The following is a 14,541-nucleotide window of genomic DNA, read 5'->3' as shown; positions in this document are numbered from 1 at the left end:
CATGAGTATCACATGGTCGCTACGGACTCTATTGGTGAGAAGGTTGGTACTGCCACGTTGATACGAACAGGCTTTGAACAACCTTACCGCCAGTCGCAAGCCTTGAGACTCAACGTATCCAACCGCGAAAATGGCCTTCAAAAGTCAGCGCTGATGTTCTCGGAGGGTAATTTTGCATATATTGTCCCTGCTATGTCCGTTGTGGAGAAGGCTGGAGTAGAACCAAGTAGGCTGCTTTTTGATTTGTCTGGTCAGTCTCCTAGGGTACTGTGTGCCCTCGGTGCTGAAGACAAAGGGCAAGCTTGGACTATTTGCGCTTATCCAGGAAGTCTAGAATTCGCTGAAGTGGTTCTAGCCTGTGCATCGTTTGAGGAAATTTTGGCAGCTTGGTTTTTATTTGATTGTAATGACCCGCGCAGTATTCCAACAGAGCTAATGCTAAGTTTGGTGTTGATTTTTCCAGCAGTTTACGCAAGTTGTGGAAATGGCAAGCGACAGATGGCGCGGGAGGCTGACCGGATCGTCATTCTCGATACCTTTACAAACCGCCTTGAGCAACACAAGACGCTAATGAATTGCCAAAAGCTACTTAGAGAGGCAGAGCAATGAAAAAAGTCGCAATCGTCCAATCCAATTATATCCCTTGGAAGGGCTACTTCGACATGATTGCAGCTGTCGATGAATTCATTCTTTATGACGATATGCAGTACACGCGCCGCGACTGGCGAAATCGAAACCAAATCAAAACGTCCCAAGGGGTTCAGTGGCTCACGGTTCCCGTGTTGGTCAAAGGTAAGTACTACCAAAAGATCAGAGAGACCGAGATTGACGGCAGCGACTGGGCTGCTGCACATTGGAAAGCTTTGGTACAGAACTATCGTCGTGCTCCCCATTTTCCAGAAATCTCTTCATGGTTGGAGCCACTCTACCTTGAACAAAATTTCTCTCATATTTCGCAACTGAATCGTCGTTTTATTGAAGCCATCTGCAATTATTTGGCAATAAAAACGGTCATCACCAGCTCATGGGACTACACGTTGCTTGATGGTAAGACGGAGCGACTTGCTGATCTGTGTGTGCAAGCTGGCGGCACTGAGTACATCTCAGGGCCGGCAGCCAAGAACTATGTTGACAAGAAGGTATTTTCGGAACTGGGTATTAAGCTGACATGGTTCGACTACGCCGGATACCCCCCGTACCCGCAGCTTTGGGGCGAGTTCACCCACGGTGTTACAATCCTCGATCTTTTATTTAACTGTGGCAAAGACACGCCTCGCTACATGAGGTATGTGACATGAAGCTTTCAATAGTCGCAACCCTCTACCAGTCTGCTCCTTATATCAACGAGTTTCATGAGCGTGCGAGTGCTAGCGCAAGGCGGATGGTTGGAGACGATTATGAAATTGTGCTTGTGAATGATGGATCACCAGACAACAGCCTGGATCTGGCTATCAGACTCACCGAACAGGATTCACACGTTGTTGTAGTTGATTTGTCCCGTAACTTCGGGCATCACAAGGCGATGCTTGCAGGTCTCACCCAAGCGCGGGGCGAACGAATCTTCCTTATCGATAGTGATCTGGAAGAGAGCCCTGAATGGCTGTTGGACTTCTCCTCGGCAATGACAGCCGAGACTGCGGACGTGGTTTACGGTGTGCAGGAAGTCCGTAAAGGCAATTGGTTCGAACGCTGGAGCGGCGAAATCTACTACTCCGTGTTTAACTACTTGGCCAATATCGACCATCCGAGAAATATCGTCACTGCTCGGTTGATGTCGCGGCGGTATGTGGACGCGCTGCTGCAGTTCCGCGAGCGCGAAATGGTGATTTCGTGCCTATGGGTTATCGCAGGCTTCAAACAATGCGCGCTACCAGTGAAAAAACTTGCGCACAGTTCCACGACCTACAACCTGACAAAGAAGATTGGGCAGGCCACCAACGCCATCACCTCGTTCAGCGAAGCGCCACTTAGACTGATATTCCACATCGGAATGATCATCTTCGCGCTTGCCCTACTCTATGCGGGTTACCTTGTTTTTCATAAGCTGGTGTTGGGTACCCCCATGGATGGATGGACTTCGGTGATGGTTTCTATCTGGCTGCTCGGGGGTATGGTCATATCGTTCATTGGTGTTATCGGCATCTATCTTTCCAAGGTCTTTTCCGAGACCAAGCAGCGACCAACTTTTATCGTGAGGGCAATCCATGGCCAATTCACCTCCCCCCATTGACCACAGCTACGAGCGGTTTTACGCACAGCGCAACGGTCTCAGGGTCTATCCCACCGAATTTGTCGTACGTACATTCCTGGCGAAGTATCCGAAATTGAACTTTCGCAAGCCAGTGGCTGACGATCGTGTGCTCGACATTGCTTTTGGTGATGGCCGCAACACGGTGTTCCTCTGCGACCAGGGTTACGCGGTGAGCGGAATTGAAATTACTGAGGGCATCGTGTCTCAGACTGGAGAGCGGCTGGAAAAATTGGGCCACCAGGCCGACCTGCGCGTGGGCCGTAACAGCAAAATGCCGTACGAGAATGACTATTTTGACTACCTGCTCGCATGCCACTGCTGCTACTACTGCGACGAAGGAGAAACTTTCGCCGATAACATGAAGGAGTATGCCCGGGTGATGAAGCCCGGGGCATGGTTGGTGGCGTCGGTGGCCAGCCGGGAATCCTATATCTTCAAAGACGCTATTACCTTGGAAGACGGCTCGCTACGCATTCAAGCCGATCCCTATGGCAACCGTGATGGCTATCGCCTTCACGCATTCACTAGCAAGGACGAGATCGAAGCCTATCTCTCACCTTGGTTTGAACATTTTTCCTTCGGCTTTGCAGACAACGATTTCTTCGGGGTCTCCGAACGCCTGTTTTGGGTTGTTTGTCAGAAACGAGAGGGTTCATGACCAATCATTCCTACTACTGTTGCACCGAACCCACGTGTACTCGTGCCCCTCTGACACAGGGTTCCGATGGCCTGACGTGCCCCAACGGTCACTTTATTCCGTACGCCCCCGGCACGGATGTGCCTGTGTTCGCTTGCGAGCCAGAGGGTGCTAACGAGTATTCGCAGGAGAATGCCGCCGAGGTTCATGACAACGCGTTGCGATGGGTATTCAATACCTTCCAGACCGACGAAGAAGGCCTGCGCGAGCGCCTCATCGCCCGCATGGGCCTGAAGAAGGGCCAGCGCGTGCTGATCACCGGTGCGGGTGCGGGCAACGACCTGCCTTACCTAGTGCGTGCGCTTTCGGGCAGGGGTGACATCTATGCACAGGACATCGCCAAGGAAATGCTGCTGGCCGGTGTGTCCCGCTACAGGACGGAACTGGCTGCCTCGGGCGTAGGACTTCACTTCTCGATAAGCGACGCAACAAACCTGCCTTTCGCCGATGGTTTCTTCGACGCGGCCTACCACTTTGGTGGCATCAACCTGTTCCCTGATATTGCCATGGGTATTTCTGAGATGAACCGCGTAGTCAAAGAGGGTGGGAAAGTCGTCATTGGTGACGAGGGCTTGGCGCCCTGGCTGGTGAATACCGAATTGGGGCGTATGCTGATCAATAACAACTCCCTATATGCCTGTAGCGCGCCGCTGGCGGCCTTGCCGGCTACAGCACGGGACGTGAAGCTGAGTTGGGAACTATGCAACTGCTTCTACGTTATCGAGTTCCAGGCCAGTACCGAGCCACTGCCTGTCAACATCGACGTACCTCATTTGGGCAAGCGCGGTGGCACGATCCGAAGCCGCTACTTTGGCCGCTTGGAAGGTGTAGACCCTGCCTTACGCGATCGCATCTATGAAGAAGCGGAACGACGAGGGATGAGCCGTGTGGCCTTTCTCGAATCAGCACTTCGCGCGTCGCTGGACAAGGACTGATTTCTACATGACTCCGCTCAATTTCTTTATCACCCGCAAGCAGCCGTTTCCCTGGCGTAAGAAGGGTCTGCTTTTCGAGCCTGGTAGCGATGGGTTCTCGCACGGATCGCATCCTTGCGCGATCCAAATCGAAGGCGATCTCTACGTGGTCGCATTCACACGCCGTGACGAGCGCCAGCGCTCTCACATCTTCCTTTCCAACGCCATCGTGTCCGATGGCCGCGTGGAACTGTTGGGCACGCCGAAGCTGGCCCTGTGGCCGGGTGATCCCTGCCACTTCGACTGCGACGGCGTTATCAGTGTGTGCTTCGTCAAGCACAGTGGCACCATTTATCTTTATTATGTGGGCTGGCAGAACCTCCCAGAAGGCCTGTGGATTTGCGACACAGGACGCGCAAAGTTGGACGAAGGCGAGTTCACGCTCACACGCGAGTTCCCGGGTCCTGTGCTCGGCCGCGACAAGAACAACCCGCTATTCGCGGCGGCTACTGCGTTTCACGTCTCGGGCGACCTCTGGCAGACTTGGTACAACTCCGGTATCCGCTGGGAAAAGACCGCGCAAGGCTGGAAACATCACTACGGCATCCACTACGCTCATTCGCATAATGGCGTTGACTGGATTTGCCACCCTGGAATGTGTCTGCCGTTTGCAGACGAATACGAGTACGCCTTCGGCCGGCCCAGCGTAATCTATCGGGAAGACACGTATTTCATGTGGTACGCGCACCGCGCAACCCAGACCATCGACACCTACCGCATCGGTTTTGCCTCATCGGCAGATGGTCGGCAATGGGAGCGAAACGACCCTCTCGCAGGCATCGACGTCTCATCCACCGGCTGGGACAGCGAGATGATCTGCTACCCATGCGTGTTCGAACACCGGGGCCGGATATACATGCTCTACAACGGCAATGGTTATGGTAAGACCGGTTTTGGTCTGGCCGTGATGGAGGAAACGTTATGAAAAAGATTCTGCTGGCGGGCAACGCCATCACCGCCGAGATCCTGTCCGCCTACCTGCGGCGGGATGCTCGGTATGAGGTTGCCGGCATTACCGTCGACGACGAGTTTGTGGCGCAGGGCGGCGTGGGCGGCTACCGAACGGTGGGCTTATCTGAGGCTATTAGCGCTTTCTCACCCGACACCCATCGTGTCATTATGGCCATGGGCTACAGTGACCTGAACCGCAGCCGGGAAACCATGTTCGGCCGCCTTAGGGCAATGGGCTACGGTATCGAGACATACATACACCCCGATGCCCGGGTCTACACCGATCAGCCCGTGGGTGAAGGCAGCGTTGTACTGCCAGGCGCAGTCATCGAGCCGCACGCGCGGGTGGGTGTCAACACCATGATTTGGAGCAATGTAACGCTGGCGCACCACAGCAGCGTCGACGACCATTGCTGGGTGGCCGCGGGAACTGTGGTTTCCGGACAAGCCAAGGTGTTGCGTAACACCTTTCTGGGAGTAAATAGTACTGTGGTCAATGCCGTGACGGTGGGGGAATTCAACATCGTTGGTGCTAGCGCCCTGATTTCGCGCGACACCAAACCCGAATCGGTTCATCTGGCGCGCTCGGCCGAACCCTTCCGCTACTCGTCGGAAGATTACGTAAAGCACTTTGGAATTTGAAATGAATAAAAAACTCGCAGAACTTCTCGCGGAGGTCTTTGGACTGCGCGTCACCGACATTCAACCCGACCTGCAGAAGTCCGAGGTGGGTACCTGGGATTCCCTCAAGCAGATGGACCTAGTGATGTCACTGGAGAGGGAGTACGGCATCGCACTGGACATTCCCGACATCCTGCGCATGACTTCGGTTGCCGAGATCATGGCCGTTCTCAAGGAAAAGGGAGTCGATCTTGGAAATTAAGAGTGCCGTCGCGCTCGTGACTGGTGGGGCGCAAGGTCTCGGGCTAGCGATTGCCTGTCGGCTGGCTGACGAAGGTGCCACCGTGTTGGTGGCAGACCGCAACGCCGAGGCACTCGCCACTCTGCAGCAGGGCCTGGAAGGGGTGTTCATGGACGTCACCGATCAGGAGCAGGTCAAGACGGAAGTTGCCGGCATCGTGGATCGCCATGGTCGCTTGGATATCCTAGTCAACAACGCGGGTGTGATTTTCAGCGAACCTTTTGTCAACATCATGAACCCATCGGGCATCATGCACGATTACGATCGCTTTCGTGCCTCGCTCACGGTCAACCTAGACTCGGTGTTCATCGTCACTGCCGCCGTGGTGGAGCACATGGTCAAGCGCCGCATCAAGGGCGCTATCGTCAATATCAGTTCCATCAGCGCCTGTGGCAACGAAGGCCAGACGGCCTATTCGGCAGCCAAGGCGGGGGTCAATGCAATGACCGTGACCTGGTCAAAAGAACTGGGTCGCTGGGGCATCCGCACCAACGCAGTGGCACCGGGCTTCATTGGCACCGACTCTACACACCACGCATTGAACGAGACGGTGCTCAAGCACATTCAGACCAACACGCCGCTGCGCCGACTGGGCCAGGCCGACGAGGTGGCACAGGCTGTGATCGCGCTGGTCGAAAACGACTTCATCAACGGCACGGTGCTTGACGTTAATGGTGGCCTGACGATCTGACATGGTGCGTCTCCCACCCTCACAACATCCCGCTGCGCATGCGCTCTACCTTGATCACGATACATACTTCCCGCTGATTGCGGCGGTGCTGGGCGGTGAGCAGGACGGAGTGATCCTAGCGGATCGCGAGAAAAATCCGAGCCAGGTCTACGTCGAGCACGCCTTTGGTTTTGCGCAGGTTTTCGGAAGGCCAGTGCCCGAGTTCGAGCGTGCCTTGCAGCATTACCTGTTGATTGACAGGACGTTCTCTTCTACCAAGGTACGGCTCTATACCCCCCACTGCCCTAGCTTCCTGCAGGCCAGCGAATACGATGGCTTGCGTTCGTGGCGCCAGCACTTCGAGTTGGATACCATCCACACGGGAACCACCGCCCTTGCAAAGGAGCCACCAGTGAAGGGTTTGGCCTTGGTGTACGCTGACGCGACCCATGTAAACCTGATCGAGGACAACTTCGGTGTGGTGGGCCGGTTCTGGCGCACGTCCAACGATTTTGCGCGGTATTCGAACGCGGTATTGGCCTTTGTGGCGGGGCAGCCGGCCGCCCTGTGCTACGCCGCTGCAGTGGCGGGCGGTAGGGCCGAGATTGACGTGTTGACGCTCCCCGCCTACCGGCAGCTCGGCCTGGCTAAGGCTGTCGTCCACTCATTTAATCAGCGTTGTCTCGCGCAGAATGTGTTACCGCTATGGGACTGTTTTACTAACAACACCCCTTCCGTGGCTTTGTGCCGATCGATCGGCTTTATACCTCTGGGCGATCCCTATCCCTTCTTCACCATCAGCCGATAAAGGATCGAGCAAGCATGTCCCTAACCTTGCACCACTACAATTTGGCACACCTGTTCGACGAGGTGCTGGCGGCCCATGCCGCAAGACCAGCACTTCGATATGCAAGCAGTGACTACACCTACGGTCAACTCGGTGGCTGGATCGATTCTCTGGCTGTGCTGCTGATGGCAAAGGGCCTGAGACGCGGCGACGTAATCGCCATCGGTCATGACAAGCAAGCACTCTCCTACGCCCTTATGCTGGCCGCGATCCGCTTGGGCGTAGCCTACGTCAACATCGACGTGGCTTCGCCGATCGCGCGCACCAGCCGCATCCTGCAGGTCAGCGCCCCCTCACTGCTGTTCTACGACGACTCCGCCTATCAGGCCGACATGACGGAACTGGCAAAAGCCCAAGGTTGTGAACTGCTGCTGCTTGATTTTTCCTCACTGCCCAGGGTCAGCGAGGTTGACCGGGAACTTCAGCGCCAGTGCTCGCGCCTGGTGGATGGCGCGACCATCGCCTACATAATGTTCACATCGGGTTCCACTGGCGTGCCCAAAGGGGTGGCGGTGACGCACCAGAACGTGTTGCACCTCATTGCCTGGGGGCGTGAGCGCTTCGGCATCACCGATCAGGACAACTTCGCCAACCTGAGTCCGATGTATTTCGATAACTCGGTGTTCGATTTCTACGTCGGTCTTTTCTGCGGCGCCTCCCTGAGCCCAATTCACCGCAGCCTGCTTGCGAAACCCTACGAGCTGGTAGCGTACGTGAGTGATCGGGCCAGTACCATCTGGTTCTCGGTGCCCTCGGCGCTCATGTACCTCATGGCCATGAAGGCCTTTGCGCCAGGTGTTCTGAAGCATCTGCGCGCGATTGTTTTCGGCGGCGAGGGTTACCCCAAGGTGGAATTGAAGAAGCTTTACGACCGCTTCTCTTGCCAAGCCAAGCTCGTGAACGTTTACGGCCCCACCGAATGCACCTGCATCTGCAGCGCCTACACGCTGGGCTCGGACGATTTTCAGGATATCGATGGGCTGCCCCCGCTGGGTTATCTCAACCCCAACTTTGACCACCGCATCCTCGACGAAAACAATCACGATGCGACGGAGGGCGAGCTTTGCCTGATCGGACCCAATGTGGCGGCCGGTTATTTCAACGACCTGGAACGTTCGGACGCAGCCTTCCACACCATCACTGATCCCAACCGTTTCATGAAGCGAATGTACCGCACCGGCGATCTGGTAAAAGAGGTGGGCGGCAGGCTCCACTTCGTCGGCCGCAAGGACAACCAGATTAAACACATGGGCTACCGCATCGAACTCGAGGAAATCGAGAACGCCCTGGTAAGGCTACCCCAAGTAGACCAGGCCGCCGTGGTCTACCAGCGCACCCAGGCCGCCTATGGGAAGCTGGTGGCCTATGTCGCCTGCACTTCTGAGGTGGACGACAAGACCCTACTGCAGGCACTTGCGAAACTGGTGCCCGACTATATGCTGCCCGCCCGGCTAATCCTGATGCCTAAACTGCCAAAGAACGCCAACGGCAAGGTCGACCGGCAGTATTTGCGCGCCCTGCTGGATCAGTGAGGCGATGGCCTATAGCACGTTGACCGCGACGCTGGCCCAGGTGGTCCGCTATGGGGTGGTCGGTGTTCTCAACAACCTGCTGGGCTACCTGATCTACCTCCTAGTTACCTGGCTCTGGCTTGATCCCAAGATGGCGGTGACGCTGATGTACCCCATCGGCGCGGTGACTGCCTATTTCGGGCATGCCAAGTATTCGTTTGCCTACATCGGGCGCACCTCGCATGGCATTGCACGCTATACCATCGCACATCTAATCGGCTATGGTGCCAACATTAGCTTTCTTTATTTATTTTCGGACCGGCTGGGGTATCCGCACCAAATAGTGCAGGCAGTGGCCATCGTCGCGGTGGCTGGGATTCTCTATATCCTATTCCGCTATTTCGTTTTTCCTCAACGTCATCAGTCGTTCTGAGCATTTATGATCGTTTGTCCTTCCTGCGCTACAAAAAACATTCAAGCCATGAACGGCTGCCCCATGTGCGGATTCACGCCGGCGAGTATTGACGGCTTCTTAGCTTGGTCCCCCGAACTGGCAAATAATAACGATGGATTTCCTCAGGAGAGTTTCGAAGGTCTGGCGCGTGTGGAAGCGGGCAACTTCTGGTTCCGCGCCCGCAACACGATTATTCTGTGGGCGCTGCGCAAGTACTTTCCCGGCTTCCATTCGCTGCTAGAAGTTGGTTGTGGCACCGGTTTCGTGCTTTCAGGTATTGTCCAGGCCTTCCCAAATGCGCGTATGGCTGGCAGCGAGATCTATACCGCTGGACTGGCCTTTGCTGCGAAGCGCCTGCCAGGTGTAGAACTGTTCCAGATGGACGCACGCAAACTTCCCTACGAAGCAGAATTCGACGTGGTAGCAGCTTTTGATGTCATCGAGCACATACTGGAAGATGAATCTGCGCTGCAGAACTTCCACCGTGCTATAAAACCTGGGGGTTGCTGCTTGATCACCGTGCCGCAGCATCAGTGGCTCTGGAGCTATGTTGATGAAGCAGCTTGTCACAAGCGGCGTTACAGCGCGAAAGAACTGCATAGAAAAATTGAGGCTGCTGGTTTTAGCATTATCCGAAGCACGTCCTTTGTCTCTTTGTTACTACCTTTGATGATTGCTTCCCGCCTGGCTACTCGGCGTCCCGATGCAAAGTGTGGTGGTGATGAGCTAACACTCAATCCTAGCGTTAACAGGATGCTCGAAGCCGTCATGCTAATTGAGCATCGTCTCATCAAATGGGGGGTCAATTTTTCTTTGGGGGGGTCGAGACTGGTCGTGGCCAAAAAACAGTCCATGTAGTGACTATGAAAGCAATAATCCTCGCTTGCGGTGCCGGTTCACGTCTCTGCCCACTTACCCAAGTATCCAGTAAGCAGTTACTGGCTGTTTTTGACAAGCCAATGATCTACTATCCCTTGACTGTGCTGATGGCCTCAGGGGTGAGGGAGTATTGCCTTATTTCGACGCCTGACGATTTGCCCCGGTACCAGAGGCTGCTTGGTGATGGGCTGCAATGGGGTATTTCAATTGAGTATCGTGCGCAACCTCTGCCGGATGGTATTGCTCAGGCTTTTTTGATTGCGGCTGATTTTATCGGTTCGGATAATGTGACGCTGATGCTCGGCGACAACATTTTTTTCGGCGGCGATGACTTTCCCCGAGTGGTTTCCAGTTTTGATGGTGGGGCCACGATTTTTGCCTGCCGCGTTAAGGATCCCCAGTGCTATGGCGTGGTGGAGTTTGATCGGAATGGCAATGCAGTATCCATTGAAGAAAAGCCTCGCGAGCCGAAAAGTAGCTACGCCGTCCCTGGTGTCTACATCTACGACAATGATGTGGTGGAGATTGCAAGAGCAGTGAAACCTTCTGCGTGGGCCGAGTTGGAAATTACGGATGTTAATCTGGAATATCTCAGACGCGACAAGCTGCAGGTCCGACGTTTGAGCCGGGGCTTTGCCTGGCTCGATGTGGGTACTATCAACGCCTTGCACGAGGCATCGGCTTACATTGAAGCCATCGAGTGCCGACAAGGCGTGAAGATTGGCTGCCCGGAAGAAGCAGCTTTGGTCAGAGGTTTCCTGGGAATTGAACAGTTTGAAGACCTTATCCAAAAGATGCCGACATGTGAGTACAGCGAATATTTGTGCAGTGTTGCCGATGAGTGGCACCGGCTGAAAGGTGAAAAGTAATGACAGAACGAGTTCCATTCAATCGCCCGTTCATGACTGGCAAAGAGCTCTATTACATTGCAGAAGCCAAGTTCGGCAACATGCTGGCTGGAGACGGCCCTTTTACCAAACAGTGCCATGAATGGCTGGAGCGTAAAAGTGGCTGCGACAAGGCTTTATTGACGCATTCATGTACGGCCGCGCTCGAGATGGCCGCATTACTGCTCGACATCAAGTCAGGTGATGAGGTCATCATGCCTTCCTACACCTTTGTTTCCACAGCCAATGCTTTTGTGCTACGGGGCGGGATACCCGTGTTTGTGGATATCCGGGAAGACACTTTAAATCTGGATGAGCGCTTGATTGAGGCGGCTATCACACCTCGCACGCGGGCCATTGTTCCGGTTCACTATGCGGGCGTTGCATGTGAGATGGACGCGATCATGACGCTTGCGAATCGACACGGTTTGAAGGTTGTTGAGGATGCCGCGCAGGGTGTGATGGCTTCTTACAAAGGGCGGATGCTGGGCAGTATTGGTGATTTGGGTGCTTATAGTTTTCACGAAACCAAAAATGTTATCTCGGGTGAAGGCGGGGCGCTGCTGGTCAATGATCCTGCTCTGGCGAGACGCGCCGAGATCATCCGCGAAAAAGGCACCGACCGCAGCCGCTTTTTCCGGGGTGAAGTGGACAAATACACTTGGCAGGAGGCGGGGTCTTCTTTCCTGCCAGGGGAACTGATCGCAGCATTCCTCTGGGCTCAGCTTGAGGAGGCTGAACGTATCACGAGCCAGCGCTTGGCAATTTGGCAGCGTTACCATGAATTGCTGGCGCCGTTTGAGCAGGAGGGAAAGCTACGCCGCCCTATCGTGCCGACGGACTGCCAACACAATGCCCACATGTACTACGTATTGCTAGCCTCAGGGATTGATCGACAGAAGGTACTCTCCGAGTTAAAGAAAAATGACATCTACTCAGTGTTCCACTACGTACCCCTGCACTTATCCCCGGGTGGGCAGCGCTATGGCCGGGCAGATGGCGACCTTGAGGTAACTGTCAAGCAGTCTGAGCGACTGGTGCGCCTGCCTCTTTGGGTTGGTTTGTCGGTTGAGCAACAGGGGCGTGTCGTTGATGTGTTGCGAAATGTTCTCGCCTGATCTTGCTGAGCCCAGGAATCTCGCAAATTCGGTCGGTAGCTACCTTTGCAAGCCTCTGTGCTTTTCTTTTTTGGGGCTACTTGACGGAATCAACTTTGCAGATGAGGAAGCTTGTCTGCGCGGAGGGTGATCTCCGCGGGCGAATAAAGGCATCTGCTAAGGCTGAGGAACGCTATCATTTGCAGCTCATCGCGCAGGTTGAACACTCCTGCACCTAAGCTACGGAGCCTCTACGAAAGCCGCAGTGATTCATCGTGAAGCATTCGTCCGGTATTCTTCGGAGGACTTGAGAGGAATTAGTGATTTTGCACTTTGATAGATTGGTTGTCACTGCCTTTAGCTTGCTGGCTCTGCTTGTCGGCATTCTCTATGTGGCCAAGCCCCTGAATGCCGACGATGCCTTCTTTCTGCATAATGCTTGGAGCATGTTGCATTTTGGCGCCACGCCTTATGCCGCCTATCCGTTTCCGGTCGCTCCGGCGATCTTCGGCATGGTGGTTGGTGGTGCGGGTCTTTACGGCGCCTTGGCGCTGAAGATTCTGGCTTGCGTGATCAGCGTATTCCTGATTTTCAAAATATTTGACCGGGGTGGCTTCTTTTATCCGCTTATCGGCCTCGTGGTTTTTTATCTGCTGTTGTACAACCGGTTGCTGGACATCCGGCCGGAGATGCTGGCCACGCTGATTTCACTGCTGGTTCTGTACCTGCTTGCATGTTTTGACAAGCGGGTGCTGGAGAGCGGCGACTGGCTGCTTTTTCTCTGCATTTTCCTGTTGTTTCTCTTGCCTTTCGTGTCGCCGCGCTACGTCGTGTTTTCGGCGGTGATCGGTTTGTTCATTCTCTTTGCCGGTCGTGCTGGCTTCCTGAAGGTGTTGTTTATCTCACTGCTCAGCATGTGTCTTGTGCTGTTGCTGGTTTATGGGCTGGCGGGATTTCCGGCGGACGGTCTGAACACTTTCCTGCAGGGGGATACACGAGAGGCTATCGCACTGAAAAACCGGATCAGGTTGCTGTTCGGAAAAAATGTCCTGGTGGTGTACCTGTTCATTTTTGTCGGCATGCTGATCGCAGTCCGTCATGGGCGGGAGATGCTGCGGCCCTTGCTGCTTTACCTGGCAGTGACGGGGGCGTATTTCATTTTTTCGCTTTCTATGGAAAAAATGCCTTTCCGCTATGTTGCCCAGCCGACGGTCCTCCTGATCGTGGCGTTCTGTTATTTTGAATTCCTGCGCCCGGTGCCATATAGACTGGATCGGGAGCAGGTGAGGAAAGCTGGTCTTCTGGTCAGGTTTCTGTCGATATTCTTCGTCGCGTTGTTCAGCTACCACTTGACCAAGGATATCTTGAAGGAGGGGCGAGCCGTGGTGACCTGGGCTGCGTCGGGCGAAGGCTTGTCTTGCAAGGGGCTTAAGTACGGTGATCTGATCGGTCGCTATGACCTGAATCCTTTAGAGCAGGTTTGTTTGTCCAGCAGGCTGTGCGACGAGTTTCGCGGTTACAAGGTTTTCGTCGATAGTTTCAGAACGCATCCGATCTGCCTTGAAGATCAGTACTCCTCAACGTACTGGCAAGGAAAGCTGGACCGGACAGAATTGATTACCGAATTTACCCGGGCTGGCGAGTTGTTCATCATCCAGAATCAAGAGGGAAAAGGGATCTTTCTTTATAAAACTGGCGACTGATCCATGGTGCTCCATTTTTTTGGGTTTGTATGTTTGACCGAAGCAATCTAACGTGCTTTGTGGCTAGTCGTTAATATCAAAGGAGCAATCAGTGCGGTTATTGTTGGGACGTATTTTGCGGATATTTTGGGGGCCAAAAATTCCGGCGCTACCCAATGGGGAGAAGAGGTTACATTTAGGTTGCGGCAAAATCGATCATCCGGGTTTCATAAATGTTGATGCGATACTGCGTCGCCACGTCCACAAAATTCAAGAAGTCGATCGCTTGAATGCCTTCGCAGATGCCAGTGTTGATCTGGTTTATGCCTGTCATGTTCTGGAGCACTTCAGTCACCTGGATGTTCCCGATGTGCTTAAGGAGTGGGGGAGAGTGATCAAGAAGGACGGTAGGCTATGCCTCTCGGTTCCTGACTTCGACAAGATATTGCATATTTACGAAGAGACAGGAAAGCGTGTGGATGTCATCATCAATGCGTTGATGGGTGGGCAGGAATACGCGTACAACTTTCACCGAGTGATATTCAATCAGGACTATCTGACTGATTTGCTGCTGGCGGCGGGTTTTACCAGCGTCAGGATTTGGCAGCCCGACGATGGAGGTGTCGGACACGATGTAAATGACTGGTCGAGGCGGCTGTTCAAGGTGGGGGATCGCGCGTATCCGATCAGTTTGAATATCGAAGCGATCAAATAGCTCG

General features: G+C 54.3%; 17 protein-coding genes. All 17 read left to right on the top strand.

Annotated elements, in window-relative coordinates; all coding sequences use genetic code 11:
- Positions 1-12 precede the first annotated feature (12 nt).
- The 17 genes from AADV58_RS00745 to AADV58_RS00665 all read left to right on the top strand — a co-directional run bounded on the left by AADV58_RS00745 (position 13) and on the right by AADV58_RS00665 (position 14,537).
- On the top strand, positions 13-609 hold the full coding sequence (locus AADV58_RS00745) for a hypothetical protein (RefSeq protein WP_341743802.1): 597 nt from the start codon (positions 13-15) through the stop codon (positions 607-609).
- On the top strand, positions 606-1,298 hold the full coding sequence (locus AADV58_RS00740; protein WP_341743801.1) for a WbqC family protein: 693 nt from the start codon (positions 606-608) through the stop codon (positions 1,296-1,298). Before AADV58_RS00745 ends, AADV58_RS00740 begins: the two co-directional genes overlap by 4 nt.
- Positions 1,295-2,230, top strand: coding sequence for a glycosyltransferase family 2 protein (locus AADV58_RS00735; protein ID WP_341743800.1), 936 nt, complete (start codon positions 1,295-1,297; stop codon positions 2,228-2,230). Before AADV58_RS00740 ends, AADV58_RS00735 begins: the two co-directional genes overlap by 4 nt.
- Positions 2,205-2,909, top strand: a complete 705-nt coding sequence (locus AADV58_RS00730; RefSeq protein ID WP_341743799.1) for a class I SAM-dependent methyltransferase — start codon at positions 2,205-2,207, stop codon at positions 2,907-2,909. The genes AADV58_RS00735 and AADV58_RS00730 overlap by 26 nt, the downstream gene beginning before the upstream one ends.
- Positions 2,906-3,883: a methyltransferase domain-containing protein gene (locus AADV58_RS00725; protein ID WP_341743798.1), complete on the top strand. Its 978-nt coding sequence runs from the start codon at positions 2,906-2,908 to the stop codon at positions 3,881-3,883. The genes AADV58_RS00730 and AADV58_RS00725 overlap by 4 nt, the downstream gene beginning before the upstream one ends.
- A gap of 7 nt (positions 3,884-3,890) precedes the next feature.
- On the top strand, positions 3,891-4,847 hold the full coding sequence (locus AADV58_RS00720; RefSeq protein WP_341743797.1) for a hypothetical protein: 957 nt from the start codon (positions 3,891-3,893) through the stop codon (positions 4,845-4,847).
- Positions 4,844-5,515 carry an acetyltransferase gene (locus AADV58_RS00715; protein ID WP_341743796.1) on the top strand — a complete coding sequence of 224 codons (672 nt, stop codon included), beginning with the start codon at positions 4,844-4,846 and terminating at the stop codon, positions 5,513-5,515. Before AADV58_RS00720 ends, AADV58_RS00715 begins: the two co-directional genes overlap by 4 nt.
- A gap of 1 nt (position 5,516) precedes the next feature.
- Complete coding sequence (locus AADV58_RS00710) at positions 5,517-5,756, top strand: acyl carrier protein (protein WP_341743795.1); 240 nt, start codon at positions 5,517-5,519, stop codon at positions 5,754-5,756.
- Entirely contained in the window at positions 5,746-6,486 is a 741-nt protein-coding gene (locus AADV58_RS00705) for an SDR family NAD(P)-dependent oxidoreductase (protein ID WP_341743794.1), read from the top strand. The genes AADV58_RS00710 and AADV58_RS00705 overlap by 11 nt, the downstream gene beginning before the upstream one ends.
- 1 nt (position 6,487) lies before the next feature.
- Positions 6,488-7,273 (top strand): GNAT family N-acetyltransferase, encoded by a 786-nt coding sequence (locus AADV58_RS00700; protein ID WP_341743793.1) that lies wholly within the window; start codon positions 6,488-6,490, stop codon positions 7,271-7,273.
- 14 nt (positions 7,274-7,287) lie between these two features.
- A complete protein-coding gene (locus AADV58_RS00695; protein ID WP_341743792.1) occupies positions 7,288-8,844 on the top strand; it encodes an AMP-binding protein in 1,557 nt (518 codons plus the stop codon).
- A gap of 4 nt (positions 8,845-8,848) precedes the next feature.
- Positions 8,849-9,256, top strand: coding sequence for a GtrA family protein (locus AADV58_RS00690; RefSeq protein WP_341743791.1), 408 nt, complete (start codon positions 8,849-8,851; stop codon positions 9,254-9,256).
- Positions 9,257-9,304: 48 nt separating this feature from the next.
- Complete coding sequence (locus AADV58_RS00685; protein WP_341743790.1) at positions 9,305-10,135, top strand: class I SAM-dependent methyltransferase; 831 nt, start codon at positions 9,305-9,307, stop codon at positions 10,133-10,135.
- Positions 10,136-10,140: 5 nt separating this feature from the next.
- Positions 10,141-11,025, top strand: a complete 885-nt coding sequence (gene rfbA, locus AADV58_RS00680) for a glucose-1-phosphate thymidylyltransferase RfbA (RefSeq protein WP_424243822.1) — start codon at positions 10,141-10,143, stop codon at positions 11,023-11,025.
- The gene (gene rffA / locus AADV58_RS00675) at positions 11,025-12,161 is read left to right on the top strand and encodes a dTDP-4-amino-4,6-dideoxygalactose transaminase (RefSeq protein WP_341743788.1); all 1,137 of its coding nucleotides are present in this window, start codon (positions 11,025-11,027) and stop codon (positions 12,159-12,161) included. The genes rfbA and rffA overlap by 1 nt, the downstream gene beginning before the upstream one ends.
- A 341-nt stretch (positions 12,162-12,502) precedes the next feature.
- The gene (locus tag AADV58_RS00670; RefSeq protein ID WP_341743787.1) at positions 12,503-13,843 is read left to right on the top strand and encodes a hypothetical protein; all 1,341 of its coding nucleotides are present in this window, start codon (positions 12,503-12,505) and stop codon (positions 13,841-13,843) included.
- A 91-nt stretch (positions 13,844-13,934) separates the two neighbouring features.
- On the top strand, positions 13,935-14,537 hold the full coding sequence (locus AADV58_RS00665; RefSeq protein WP_341743786.1) for a class I SAM-dependent methyltransferase: 603 nt from the start codon (positions 13,935-13,937) through the stop codon (positions 14,535-14,537).
- Positions 14,538-14,541: the final 4 nt, after the last annotated feature.

This window comes from Azonexus hydrophilus (assembly GCF_038368255.1).
Lineage (GTDB): Bacteria > Pseudomonadota > Gammaproteobacteria > Burkholderiales > Rhodocyclaceae > Azonexus > Azonexus hydrophilus.
This window is presented reverse-complemented; position numbering and strand designations above follow the sequence as displayed.